The sequence below is a fragment of the Aequorivita sp. CRS11 genome (assembly GCF_059693805.1).
The window spans coordinates 44,485-58,126 of the sequence record NZ_JCATIG010000008.1; the positions used below are offsets into that span (position 1 = coordinate 44,485).

The window sequence follows — 13,642 nt, forward strand, 5'->3', positions numbered from 1 at the left end:
TCTTTAGTCTGAAAATTTTTGAAAGGTTGCGTGTGAGCATAAAAAAAACGCCCTCCATTGCTGAAAGGCGTTTATTGTGTTAAAAAGAAAAATTAATCTCTCTTTTTGTCTCTGTCGCGATTATCACGGCCACGGTTGTCGCGGCCACGGTTATCGCGTCCACCGCTTCGTTTGTCGTCGCGTGGTGGACGTTCTTTATACCCTTCAGGTTTTGGAAGAATCGCTTTGCGGGAAACTCTTTCCTTCTTGGTACGTGGGTCAATTCCCATATATTTCACATCAAAAACATCTCCCATATTTACGACATCACTAACGTTTTCGGTGCGTTCCCAAGCAAGTTCAGAAACGTGAAGTAAAATCTCGTTTCCTGGTGCGTCCATATATTCTACAACAGCACCGAAATCAAGCATTTTTATAACTTTCACTTCATAAATGCTTCCTACTTCAGGTTTAAAAGTAAGTGAATCAATCTTCGCCAATACTGCATCAATACCTTCTTGGTTTGTACCAAGAATTTCCACTATACCTTCTTCGGTAACGGGATCTTCGTTGATTACAATTGTAGTCTTTGTAGCTTTTTGAAGCTCTTGAATTACTTTTCCGCCAGGTCCAATTAAAGCACCAATATATTCGTTTGGAATAGTAACGGTAACCATTTTTGGAGCGTGAGGCTTCACATCTGCATTTGGTTTTGCGATGGTATCAGTCAATTTTTCAAGTATGTGAAGTCTTCCGGCAGCAGCTTGTTTAAGAGCGTTTACTAAAATTTCATACGAAAGCCCTTTCACTTTAATGTCCATCTGACAAGCGGTAATTCCGTCAGCCGTTCCAGTTACCTTAAAGTCCATATCGCCCAAGTGATCTTCATCACCTAAGATATCTGAAAGTACTGCATACTTTCCTGTTTCACCATCAGAAATCAATCCCATTGCGATACCGGAAACAGGTTTTTTCAACTGAACCCCAGCATCCATCAATGCCATAGTTCCTGAACATACAGTCGCCATAGAAGAAGAACCGTTAGATTCCAAAACTTCTGAAACCACACGAACGGTATAAGGGCAATCTGCAGGAATCATTCCTTTTAAGGCACGTTGTGCCAAATTTCCGTGACCAACCTCTCTACGTGAAGTTCCGCGGATTGGGCGGGCCTCACCAGTTGAGAAAGGAGGGAAGTTGTAATGAAGATAGAAAGTCTCTTCGCCTTCAAAAGATGGCATATCAATTTGGTTTGCTTCGCGAGAAGTTCCCAAAGTAACGGTTGCCAAAGCTTGTGTTTCACCACGTGTAAAAATAGCCGAACCGTGCGTTGAAGGAAGATAATCAACCTCGCACCAAATGGGGCGAATTTGATCTGTCTTCCTGCCGTCCAAACGCAAACCTTCGTTTAAGGTAAGATCACGAACGGCAGCTTTTTCAGCTTTGTAATAATATTTTGAAATTAAATCTCCAAAATCTTCCAATTCCTCTTCTGAGAAAGTAGCTTTTATTTCTTCTTTAATTGCATCAAATGAAGCGCTTCTTTCGTGTTTTGCAGAGGCAGATTTTGCTACGGCATACACTTTATCGTAAGCCATATCGTGAATTTTCTTTTTCAAATCTTCATCCTCGCGTTCTGCTTCGTATTCACGAACTTCTTTTCTACCAACAGCTTCAGCCAATCTTAATTGTGCCTCACATTGTTTTTTGATATGTTCGTGAGCAAATTTAATGGCCTCAACCATTTCTTCTTCGCTAATTTCTTTCATCTCACCTTCCACCATCATTACGGAATCAGCCGATGCGCCAATTACCATATCGATGTCAGATTCCTCCAATTGGGCACGGGTTGGGTTAATGATGAATTTGCCGTCTATTCTTCCCACACGTGCTTCGGAAATGGCACATTCAAAAGGGAAGTCTGAAAGCTGGATGGCTGCAGAAGCCGCCAAACCTGCCATTGCATCTGGCATTACATCTTCATCGTGACTCATCAATTGGATCATCACTTGGGTTTCGGCGTGGTAATCCTTTGGGAAAAGTGGGCGCAATACGCGGTCCACAAGACGCATTGTTAAAACTTCACCGTCACTTGGTCTAGCTTCTCTTTTGAAGAAACCGCCTGGGTAACGACCCGAAGCTGCAAATTTTTCGCGATAATCTACTGTTAAAGGTAGAAAATCAACATCGCTCTGTTTGTAGTTTGAAACTACGGTGCATAGCAACATACATTTTCCGGATTGCACAACAACAGAACCGTGTGCCTGTTTTGCCAATTTTCCGGTTTCGATGGAAATCTCCCGTCCATCACCTAGGTCTATGACCTCTCTAAATACTTTAGGTATCATTTGTTTTTCATTTTGTACGCCAGGGGCGCACGGTTAAAAATGGTCAACGACTGTTTATCAGTCGCGTGTTGTTGTGTTGTTGTGGTTGACCAATGAAAAACCTAAGGGTAGCTTTTCTATGTGTATCAGAAGTAAGTTCTGAAAAAAATATAAAAATAAAGGGCTCGTAAGAGCCCTTTAAAATATTACTTACGTAATCCTAATTCTTTAACGATGGCACGGTAACGAAGGATGTCTTTTTTCATAAGATAATCCAACAATGCCCTGCGCTTACCTACCAACATTACCAAAGAACGCTCAGTGTTGTAGTCCTTGTGATTTGCTTTAAGGTGTTTTGTTAAATGCTCGATGCGGTACGTGAATAGCGCAATCTGTCCTTCAGCTGAACCAGTGTCAGTCTTGGACTTTCCGTGTTTTGCGAAAATTTTTTCTTTTTCTTCTTGGGATAAATACATGCCAATATTGTTAAAATGATTTTTATGTACTGATTACCATTTTGATAATCAAGGTTGCAAAAGTACAAAATCGATTTTGAAATAGCTGTATTTCAAATAAAAATTAATTCAAATATATTGAAATGATGTTTTTCAGCGTTATAGGAATCTAAACCCCTAAACCTTTAAATTTATGAAAATCATCCCTTTTAAATTATTTCTTTCATTTTTTGTGATGGGAATCTTCCTTTTTACAAGTTGTATTAAAGATGAGGATACTGCTTCGGAAGAAGTTAATTTCTCATCAGATAATTCTATGCGAGCTGCAAAAACCGATAATGTTGCCGAAGGTACATTTAATATTATAGAGCAGGCTTTTGTGGAAAATGAAACTGGAGGCCGTGGCACAACGCAATTCTCTCTTTTCCCGAATTGTACAGAAATTACCGTTGGAATGCAAGGGAACGTTTTCACCATTCTTTTGGATTTTGGCGATTCCTGTACATTAAATAACGGGAATGTGGTTTCTGGAAGCATTTTTCTGGAATATGGTCCATTGGTTTCTGGAACCTATACCGTCAATTATACCTTTCAAAACTTTATTTTTAATGGAAATGGTGTAAGCGGTGGTGGAAGCATTCTGTATGAAATAGCTAATCAAAATGATAATCCACAATCTACTGTTAACGAAAGTATCACAGTGAGTTTTCCAAACACTACTGTAACGGGTACTCGTAATGGAACCCGTGTTTCCGAATGGGTGGAAGGTGTTGGTTCTGGTACGTGGCTTGACAATGTATACCACGTAAGCGGAAATTGGCAAACTGTATTTACCAATGGTTTTGAAAGAAGTGGTGAAGTTACCGAAACACTTGTTTATAAAACTGCCTGTCGTTGGGTTGTTAATGGACGGCTTGAGGTTTCACAGGACGGGGTAACGGCAGCTATCGATTTTGGTGACGGCGAATGTGATAATCAGGCCGTATTTATTTACAACGGTCAAGAATATCCCTTTACAATGAATTGATTGAAAATAGCTTTCAATAAAAAAGCTGCTCGTTTGGAGCAGCTTTTTTTTTATGCGGTCTTTTCACGAAGCGGCCTGTTTAGGACCAAATCGAGGTAAAGGTTTATTTTTCTTTTCAGGTCACGGCGATGAGTAATGAAATCCAAGAAACCGTGCTCCAAAACAAATTCAGCAGTTTGGAAACCTTCCGGTAGTTCCTTTCCTGTAGTATCGCGCACAACGCGCGGTCCTGCAAAACCTATCAATGCGCCAGGTTCGCTAATGTTTATATCTCCTAACATTGCGAATGATGCGGTAGTTCCGCCCGTTGTTGGATCTGTGCACAATGAAATATAGGGTATTCCCGCATCGCTTAGTTGAGCAAGTTTCACACTTGTTTTGGCAAGTTGCATCAGCGAGAGTGCAGCTTCCATCATTCGGGCACCGCCACTTTTTGAAATTATGAGTAGGGGAATTTTCTTTTTAAGTGAATAATCTGCAGCGCGGGCAATTTTTTCGCCTACAACGCTTCCCATAGAACCTCCAATAAAGCTAAAATCCATACAGGCCACAACCAAATCTGCCCCCATGGATTTTCCAACGGCACAGCGAATAGCATCTTTAAGACCCGTTTTGTCCTGTGCTTCCTTTAATCTGTCTGTATATTTCTTTTTGTCCTCAAATTTGAGTGTATCCTTTGAGGTAAGATTTTTATCTAGCTCCTTAAATTTGTTGTCGTCAAAAAGAATTTCAAAATACTCTTTGCTTCCAATGCGCACGTGGTAACCATCTTCGGGACTTACGTAATAATTTTTTTCAAGCTCTTCGCTATCTACGATTTTTCCAGTGGGCGATTTGTACCACAGTCCTTTCGGGACGTCCTTTTTTTCTTCGGTTGGGGTTTGAATTCCCTTTTTTGTTCTTTTAAACCAAGGCATAAACTATTGTTTATTTAATGTTTTTATTTTCAATTGAAGCTTTATAGCGTATTAACGTTGTTCAAATCTTTAAAGGCTTGTTCGAGTCTTTTTTTAAATGTGATTTCGCCTTCGCGAAGCCACTTTCGTGGATCGTAGTATTTTTTATTTGGAAGGTCGTCGCCTTCGGGATTCCCGATTTGGGTTTTTAAATATTCCAAATTGTTCACCATATAATCACGTACACCTTCTGTAAACGCAAATTGCATATCGGTGTCAATGTTCATTTTAATTACTCCGTAACTTATAGCTTCACGAATTTCTTCCACAGTCGAACCGCTTCCGCCGTGGAAAACAAAATCAATTGGATTGTGTCCGGTATTGAATTTTTTCTGAACATACTCCTGTGAGTTTTTAAGAATAATGGGAGTCAACTTTACGTTTCCAGGTTTGTAAACGCCGTGTACATTTCCGAAGGCCGCAGCGATGGTAAACTGATCACTTATTTTTGAAAGTTCTGCGTAAGCATATGCAACTTCATCGGGCTGGGTGTAAAGCTTAGACGAATCTACTCCGGTATTATCGACGCCATCCTCTTCGCCTCCGGTGATGCCCAATTCAATTTCAAGGGTCATCCCCATTTTGCTCATACGTTCCAAATAGCGTTTGCAAATTTCAATATTTTCTTCAATAGGCTCTTCGGAAAGATCTATCATATGTGAGCTGTAAAGCGGTTTTCCGGTTTCTTTGTAAAACTTTTCACCTGCATCCAGTAATCCGTCAATCCACGGAAGTAATTTTTTGGCGCAATGGTCTGTGTGAAGAATTACAGTAGCCCCATAAACTTTTGCAAGTTCGTGAATGTGCTTAGCGCCTGCCACACCACCTGCAATAGCGGCTTTTTCGTTTTCGTTTGAAAGGCCTTTTCCTGCATTAAAATGTGCTCCACCGTTTGAGAATTGGATAATAACGGGGGAATTCAATGCGGCAGCAGTTTCCATAACGGCATTAACGCTATCAGAACCCACAACATTTACGGCGGGCATAGCAAAACCTTTCTCTTTTGCGTAATTATGTATTTTTTGAACTTCTTTTCCGGTTGCTACACCGGGTACAATTCCGTGGCTCATGATTATTATTGTTTAGCAAGCAAAAATAACAAATTTATATGGTTTAGAAGGGATAGTTGATGCCTATGTTGTAAACAGCCTTACGGAAACTATAGTCTGTAAACCACCGTTCGCCGATAGGGTTTCCGGGATTGTGGGTTTTAAATCCTACATCAAATCGGAATACAAAAAAGCCGAAATCATATCGCAAACCGATCCCTGTTGCAACTGCAATTTCCTTTAAATCTGCAATCCCGTTAAATACGGAGGCTTCATCTTCAATATTATCCAGCACGTTCCAAATATTACCCGCATCCACAAACAGACCGCCTTTAAAATCTCCCAAAATTGTGAATCGATATTCTGCATTAAATGCAAGTTTGAAGTTTGCATCGTTAAAGTCCAGAATACTACCGCTGCTTCCCGGGCCAAGATCATAAGCTTTCCAGCCCCTGTTATCATTTGCTCCACCAGCAAAATAACTTCGTGTAAAGGGTATACTGTTACTGTTTCCGTATGGAATGGCTATGCCTCCAAAAGCGCGAACGGCAATTATATTTTTTCCGTCTAAATCCCAGTGTTTAATATACTCAATCTCCGGTTTAATATATTGTGAATAAACTACTCCCAGGGCCCTGTAATTTCCTGCGGAATTTTTTTGGGATCCGGCAAGACTTGAAATTCCGGATAATACGTTTCCTGCAGATTCTAGTTTTAGACGCAACCGTGAAAAATTATTGTCATTGATATTTTCCCGTGTGTCTCTAGTCAATGTTATGTTTGAGGCAAAAATCAAATTGTTTTCTGTAAGCCTTGCTTGTCGTTCTGCAATACTTAAAACTTCATCAAATGTATCGGTATCTGCAGCTATATTTTGGTTCAAAACATCTAAAATGAAATCTTCTGTTTCGTCAGGAATTTCAAGCGTTGGATTGGTGTTTGGGTTATTGAAATCATAGTTCAAGCTTTGCGCAATTTCATTAAGCCTGTTATAAGAACTTTTGTAAACATTGTAATAATTCTCAACATTTAAATTTCTTACATATTGCAGGTTTAATAAATCTACCTGATATGTTAGAATTTTTGAAGGTTTCCAGCGATAATTATAAATTCCGCTTATAGTTTGTCTATCCAAACCAATGTTATTCTGCAAACTGGCACCAAAACTAACGCTTGTTGAGGGAGACATATATTTGGGTATCAGTTTTTCAGTGTTGATAGGAAAAATTATCCGGGGGAAAGTGAGTTTTACGTCACCGCCAAATTCTGAAATATTAAAAAACTTGCTTTCGCTGTCCGCGGCATCTTTAGATGAGCCAAGACTTCCACGGCCAGAAATTTCAAGGATTTCCGCTCCGCGAAAAATATTCCTGAAAATCATATTTCCGCTGAAACTAATTCCGAACTGCTGAATAGTAGATGTATATGCATCAAAATCAACCCCAAGTGTAAACCGATCGCGGGGACTGAGTAGAATAGTAGAGTTGAGCAACCTTCCTGTGGAATCTGCCGCTACTTCCGAATAACTAATGTTTGGATACTTAAAAATGCGAAGATCACTTATTTGGTTGTATGTCAATTTTCTATCAATGTCCTTATAAATATTTCCGGGAATGATTGAAATGGCATCTGTGATAGCCTTAGGGCGAAACCGCATCTTGCCATAGCTGAACAATTTATATCCATTATAACTTATTGAATCCTGGAAGGTAGCATCACGGTTTTCATAGGAGTAATCGGTCACAATTCGAACCTCTTTAATACTGTGAACTTTAAAAGGTACCGTATAGGTGCTGTCGCCCTGTGTTATTTTTCGGTCTGGGATTATGTAAGTGATGTTGGCTTTATGGCCTGTGTTTACAGTGTCTGCCTCAAAACCTACATATTCCTGTTCAAAATGATAGAGTCCTGAATTTCTAAATTGAATTGTGAGGCGGTCGCGTTCATTTACAAAATCATTTGCTGTGTATTGCTTGCCCGGAACTATAAATGACTTACTTTTTGTATCCTGAAAAAGGGAATCTACTACTGGTGAACTTATTTTTTCAACGATTGAATCACCCACAAAATAGGGCTGATGCTTTTTTACAAAATAAGTAACCTTTGCACGCTTTTTCTTTTTCTCGTTAGGTTCAATTTTATAATCCACTTCATCATTAAAATATCCATAGCTCGCATACCACCGCTTAAGGCGTTCCATGGATTTCTGAATTTTTTGTTCGTCAATAATGGCAGGAGCATCCCCGGATTTTTGAAGCCATTCATTAAACCCAACATAACTGCTGTCAATCTGGTCTACCTGTTTTTTTGAAAGAAGTTTAATGAGTCGTTCCTCTCTTTTGGGGTTTTTGTGAAGCCATCGGTAATATGTGGAATCTGGTTGTGGATCTGCCAAATTATAAATGTGCAGCCCTAATGGTATCCCTATCAATGGGATGGAAGTATTGGGTTTTTGCGCCAGCTGGCTGTATACTCCCGCATCTTTAATTTTAACGCTATCTACCAAAATTATATTTTCGGTGAGCAGGTATTTATCTTCTGGAACTCTTTTTACGGCATTGCAGGAAAAAAACAAGCTCATTAATACTATAAATAGTGATATTTTTGTGAGGTCGCGCTTCAAGTGTGTGTTTTAATTCAATTTCAAAAATACTATATTTTGGTCAGCAAAAGTCAAACAAAATTAATAACGAGTCTGCAACAGAAAAAATACCGCAGCCAAAATGGTCTTTTTGTAGCCGAAGGACCAAAAGTAATAGACGAGTTATTGAACGAAAATATGGAACTTCATTCCCTTTTTTCAACAAATACTTCTGAAATTACTGCCGAAAACCATTTTTACGTTACCGAGACAGAACTTAAAAAAATAAGTTTTCTGAAAACGGCGAATTCATCGTTGGCGCTTTTTAAAATTCCGCAGCCAAAAACATTACAGACCAAAGGTTTGATCGTAGCCCTGGATGCTGTGCGCGATCCAGGAAACTTGGGAACTATTATCCGGCTTTGCGATTGGTTTGGAGTACAACAGTTAGTTTGTTCCGAAGATACTACAGATTGTTTTAACCCAAAAGTGGTACAGGCCACGATGGGCTCCTTGGCACGGGTGCAAGTGCATTATATTTCACTTTCCGAATACCTGGAAAAAACCAATTTGCCCATTTTCGGAGGATTTATGGATGGTAAAAATATCTATTGCGAAAAACTTCCGAAAGATGGTATCCTTGTAATGGGAAATGAGGCAAATGGAATTTCAGAAGAAATAATTCAGAAAATACCCCATAAAATAACCATTCCGCGTTTCGGAAAGTTCCAAAAAACCGAAAGCCTTAACGTGGCAACGGCTACTGCTATTCTTTTAAGCGAATTCCGAAGATTTATTGAAATGTGAAGTTTATAAAAATTCCTCGAGTGGCTAGTTTATCAATGTTGCCGGTCCACGGACTGTTTGGATCGTCGTCGGGCACCAGTTCATCACTCATAGCAAAAACACCACGGATTGAAGGTGTGAATTTAAAGTAATAAAGATAGAAATCAATCCCAAAGCCAAGTTCGTAATAGTTGGTGCTCTTCGTCATCCGGAATTTCCCCTGTTCGTTGTCCTCTGGGTTTTTCTCATTGCTGGAAAGGTTCAGTGAAGTGGAAACCCCACCAATAATGAAGGGTTTTATATTGTTCAATCGCTTGGTTGAAACCTTCAGCAGCAAAGGCACGTGAATATAGGTTGATTTCACTTCGCGCAAATAATCCTTTTGTTCCGTAAAGCCAGGAAAATTAAGGTTTCGCTGCGTAAAGTAAAGCCCTGGTTCCAACCGCAGGTTTAAATATTCGTTAATACGCATATCGCCAATAAGCCCCACATTAAAACCGGCAGAACGTTCCACCTGAATATCTGTATTGTCATCAGCATACTGGTCTTTATAATCTATTTTAAAATCATAGCTGTTGAATCCCAAAAAGTAGCCCCACGAAAAACGTTTTTTATCAAAGTTTTCCAAATTGGCCAAACGCTCCTTGTTGAAAAACCACTGCGCGTTTGCGGTGTTTGCAATACATAAAACGGCTAGTACAAAAAAAAGCTTCTTCATAAATTATTTAGTAGCATTATAGATGGTTGCCACACCAAAAGTTTGTGGTTTATTTTTCACTTCATTAAACCCAATTTTGCGTAAAATATTGTTGAGTGCTTCACCATGTGGAAATACAGAGGCACTTTCGCTTAAATACTTATAAGCCACTTTGTCTTTTGAAAACATCTTGCCTACCAGCGGCAAAATATTTTTTGAATAAAAATAATAGCCTTGTTTAAAAGGAAATTTGGAAGGCACAGAAGTTTCCAAAATAACAAAAATGCCCCCTTTTTTCAGTACGCGAAAAATTTCGGAAAGCCCTTTTTCAAGGTTTTCAAAGTTTCGTATCCCGAAAGAAACCGTGATGGCGTCAAAGGTATCGTCTTCAAATGGCAATGCTTCGGAATCTGCTTGTACAAATTCAATTTTTTCTGAAATTTTCTTCCCTGAAACCTTTTTGCGGGCAACGGAAAGCATTCCTTCGGAAAGGTCCAAACCTACTATTTTTTCAGCAGAAGTCTTTTCGGCAAATTGAATAGCCAGGTCGCCAGTACCTGTGGCGATATCAAGAATGGTTCTCGGATTTTTATCAGCAACCATTTTAATGACCTTTTTTCGCCATTTTACATCAGAGCCCAACGAAATTACACGGTTTAGCCCGTCATAATTTTCAGAAATAGTATCAAACATCTGTTCAACCTGTTTCTTTTTTCCTTCCGAAGAATCCTTATAGGGTGTTATTTTCTTTTCCATAAAATTGCGCTTGCAAAACTACATATTTTTTAAGAGGTGTTGTCAACTTTGTTTAAGTTTCAGACTTTTGCCCTAGCTTATTCATCAAAAATGATTTGTCCTTCAGTGCCTTTTATTTCTATATCTTTGCACTGTTTATTTTAAAGCCTAAATAATAGTTCAATGAAAATCATCATTGCCGGTGCTGGCGAAGTGGGGTTTCACCTTGCGAAATTGCTGTCTTTTGAATCGCAAAACATTACACTTATTGACACTAGCCGAGAGGCCTTGGCCCATGCAGATACACATTTAGATATTCGGGTAGTTAGGGGAGATTCCACATCTATTGCGGTTTTGAAAGATTCAAGAGTAGATGAGACCGATTTGGTCATTGCGGTAACTTCAAGCGAAACCACCAATATTACTGTTTGTGTGCTCGCCAAACAATTGGGTGCAAAACGTACTATTGCCAGAATTTCAAATACCGAATTTATTGATGGAAAAGATGAAGTGGGATTTGCGAAATTTGGAATAGACGAATTGATTTCCCCAGAATCTTTGGCTTCAAATGAAATTGAACTCCTGCTGAGTCAAAGCGCATTTAACGATAGTTATGAATTTGAAGATGGCGCATTGACCATGATTGGGTTAAGCCTTTCGCGTACTTCGGCATTTGTTGGAAAATCCGTAAAGGAAATGGCGGTTGTATATCCCGAATTACAATTTGTGCCAATTGCGTTGCAGCGTTTTGGCACACAATACACAATAATTCCTCGCGGAGATACTCAGTTTAAGGAAGGTGACCAAGTTTATTTTACAACGGTAGAAAAAGGAGATGACCAAATTTTTAAACTTTCTGGAAAAAGTAAACAAGAAATAAAGAATGTAATGATTCTCGGCGGAAGCAAGATTGGTTATAAAACCGCAAAAGATCTTTGCAAGAACCGCTTTAATGTAAAGCTTATTGAAAGTAGTAAAGACAAGGCTTTTGAAATTGCAGATGATATCCCCGGATGTCTTGTAATTAATGGCGATGGCCGAAATGTAGATTTATTAAATGAAGAGTCCATTGAAGATATGGACGCTTTCATAGCTGTTACCGGAAACAGCGAAACCAATATTATGTCTTGTTTGGTAGCTAAGTCAAAAGGGGTTAAAAAAGCAATCGCTTTGGTAGAAAATATGGACTATTTTCAACTTTCACATTCCATTGGTATCGATACGCTCATCAACAAAAAATTATTGGCAGCCAATAATATATTTCGCTATGTACGCAGAGGGGAAGTCGTGGCTATGACGAAGCTCAACAATATGAATGCAGAACTTTTGGAGTTTGTGGTCTATTCACATTCCAAAGTGTGCAACAAAAAAATCAAGGATTTGGATTTTCCGATTTCGGCTATTATTGGAGGTGTAGTAAGAAACGGTGAAGGAATTATAGCATTGGGCGATTTTGAAATTAAAAACGGTGATAGAGTAGTGGTTTGTTGCCTACCGCAATCCATAGGAAAGGTTGAAAAGCTCTTTATATAATGAATTCAATTACCAAGCTTAACTATAAAATCATTTCACACTTAATGGGGCTTTTGTTCATGGTGAATGGTGGTTTTATGTTGCTGTCCTCTATAGTAAGCTGGTATTATAAAGATGGCGTGCTTAAAGAAATGCTATTGGCCGGAACAGTTGCCTTGGGTGTTGGGGGTACTATCATGTTTTTAACAAAAAACCACCGCAAGGAAATCCAAAAGCGCGAAGGCTATATAATTGTAACTTTTGGGTGGATTTTTATGGCACTTATCGGTACGCTGCCCTATATTTTTACTGGAGCAATCCCAAGTTTCACCAATGCCTTTTTTGAAACAATGAGTGGTTATACCACAACGGGTGCATCTATTTTGACCGATATTGAAAGTATTCCTTACGGGGTGCTTTTTTGGCGCAGCATTACCCATTGGATTGGAGGTATGGGTATAATCGTTTTGGCGATTGCTATTTTACCCCTCTTGGGAATTGGAGGTATGCAGCTTTTTGCAGCTGAAGCTCCCGGCCCTGGCGGAGACAAACTACATCCACGAATAACCGATACCGCAAAAAGACTATGGTTGATATATGTAGGTTATACTTTGGCAGAAACGGTTTTGTTGAAACTTGCCGGAATGAGTTTTTTTGATGCTATAAACCATTCTCTGGCAACATTGAGTACAGGTGGATTTTCAACAAAAAATGCCAGCGTAGCATATTGGAATGACAACCCAATGGTGCAGTACATTATTATCACATTTATGTTTTTGGCAGGTAGTAATTTTGTTTTGAGCTATTTTGCCTTTAAGCGAAAATTTCAAAAAATATTTCAGGATGAAGAGTTTAAAATGTATTCCGCACTTATTATCGGGCTCACAATTGTTGCTTCTTTATTAATTTACTTTGAAGCAGATGTAACATTTTCCAGCATAGCCCACCCTATGGTCTGGGGACAGTTTGAAAGTGCAGTTCGCCATGCGCTGTTTCAAGTTCTTACTATAATTACCACAACGGGTTTTGTAAGTGCTGATTACACACTTTGGACTCCGTTTTTAACAATCTTCTTTTTTGGAATGATGTTTTTGGGAGGATGCGCTGGCTCTACCGCTGGGGGGATTAAAGTGATGCGCCACTTGATAATGATAAGAAATGGCGTACTTGAATTTAAAAGAACCCTTCACCCGCATGCTATTTTGCCGGTACGTTATAATAGTAAGGCGGTACCACAGCCCATTGTTTTTAATATTCTTGGTTTTTTCATCCTTTATATGCTGTCCTTTATAATAGGAACCTTAGTTTTTTCTTGGTTAGGGTTGGATTTTAAAACAGCGCTCGGTGGTGCTGCATCTACATTAGGGAATGTGGGGCCGGCACTTGGTGATCTTGGACCCGTAGATAATTACGCATCGCTACCTGCTCCCGCAAAATGGTGGTCTAGCTTTTTGATGCTTATAGGTAGGTTGGAATTATTTACCGTACTTATTCTATTAACACCTTTTTTCTGGAGAAATAGATAGTTTTAAAAACTT

General features: G+C 39.2%; 11 protein-coding genes. 4 read left to right on the forward strand and 7 right to left on the reverse strand.

Annotation, left to right across the window (positions count from 1 at the left end; all coding sequences use genetic code 11):
- Positions 1-92: 92 nt before the first annotated feature.
- Positions 93-2,327, reverse strand: coding sequence for a polyribonucleotide nucleotidyltransferase (locus AC58DT_RS13540; RefSeq protein WP_497217351.1), 2,235 nt, complete (start codon positions 2,325-2,327; stop codon positions 93-95).
- Between the two features lie 185 nt (positions 2,328-2,512).
- Entirely contained in the window at positions 2,513-2,782 is a 270-nt protein-coding gene (gene rpsO / locus AC58DT_RS13545; protein ID WP_062622380.1) for a 30S ribosomal protein S15, read from the reverse strand.
- A gap of 172 nt (positions 2,783-2,954) precedes the next feature.
- Here rpsO and AC58DT_RS13550 point away from each other — a divergent pair, with 172 nt between their 5' ends.
- Positions 2,955-3,788 carry a hypothetical protein gene (locus tag AC58DT_RS13550; RefSeq protein WP_497217352.1) on the forward strand — a complete coding sequence of 278 codons (834 nt, stop codon included), beginning with the start codon at positions 2,955-2,957 and terminating at the stop codon, positions 3,786-3,788.
- A gap of 50 nt (positions 3,789-3,838) precedes the next feature.
- Here the strand turns inward: AC58DT_RS13550 and accD are convergent, their stop codons facing one another.
- The 3 genes from accD to tamL are packed head-to-tail and all read right to left on the reverse strand — an operon-like array spanning position 3,839 to position 8,416.
- On the reverse strand, positions 3,839-4,705 hold the full coding sequence (gene accD / locus AC58DT_RS13555) for an acetyl-CoA carboxylase, carboxyltransferase subunit beta (RefSeq protein ID WP_497217353.1): 867 nt from the start codon (positions 4,703-4,705) through the stop codon (positions 3,839-3,841).
- A gap of 41 nt (positions 4,706-4,746) precedes the next feature.
- Positions 4,747-5,814 (reverse strand): class II fructose-bisphosphate aldolase, encoded by a 1,068-nt coding sequence (gene fbaA / locus AC58DT_RS13560; RefSeq protein ID WP_497217354.1) that lies wholly within the window; start codon positions 5,812-5,814, stop codon positions 4,747-4,749.
- A gap of 43 nt (positions 5,815-5,857) precedes the next feature.
- Positions 5,858-8,416, reverse strand: a complete 2,559-nt coding sequence (tamL, locus tag AC58DT_RS13565) for a translocation and assembly module lipoprotein TamL (protein WP_497217355.1) — start codon at positions 8,414-8,416, stop codon at positions 5,858-5,860.
- 36 nt (positions 8,417-8,452) lie between these two features.
- On the opposite strand from tamL, the gene AC58DT_RS13570 reads away from it, so the two are divergent.
- Positions 8,453-9,181, forward strand: coding sequence for an RNA methyltransferase (locus tag AC58DT_RS13570; protein ID WP_497217356.1), 729 nt, complete (start codon positions 8,453-8,455; stop codon positions 9,179-9,181).
- Here AC58DT_RS13570 and porT read toward each other — a convergent pair.
- Both porT and ubiE read right to left on the reverse strand, forming a co-directional pair.
- Positions 9,168-9,878, reverse strand: coding sequence for a type IX secretion/gliding motility protein PorT/SprT (porT, locus tag AC58DT_RS13575; protein WP_497217357.1), 711 nt, complete (start codon positions 9,876-9,878; stop codon positions 9,168-9,170). The two genes, AC58DT_RS13570 and porT, sit on opposite strands and share 14 nt — an antisense overlap.
- 3 nt (positions 9,879-9,881) lie before the next feature.
- Positions 9,882-10,613: a bifunctional demethylmenaquinone methyltransferase/2-methoxy-6-polyprenyl-1,4-benzoquinol methylase UbiE gene (gene ubiE, locus AC58DT_RS13580; RefSeq protein WP_497217358.1), complete on the reverse strand. Its 732-nt coding sequence runs from the start codon at positions 10,611-10,613 to the stop codon at positions 9,882-9,884.
- A gap of 162 nt (positions 10,614-10,775) precedes the next feature.
- On the opposite strand from ubiE, the gene trkA reads away from it, so the two are divergent.
- Together trkA and AC58DT_RS13590 are read left to right on the forward strand one after the other, a co-directional pair.
- A complete protein-coding gene (gene trkA, locus AC58DT_RS13585) occupies positions 10,776-12,125 on the forward strand; it encodes a Trk system potassium transporter TrkA (protein ID WP_497217359.1) in 1,350 nt (449 codons plus the stop codon).
- A complete protein-coding gene (locus AC58DT_RS13590; RefSeq protein WP_497217360.1) occupies positions 12,125-13,630 on the forward strand; it encodes a TrkH family potassium uptake protein in 1,506 nt (501 codons plus the stop codon). Before trkA ends, AC58DT_RS13590 begins: the two co-directional genes overlap by 1 nt.
- The last annotated feature ends 12 nt before the right edge of the window (positions 13,631-13,642 follow it).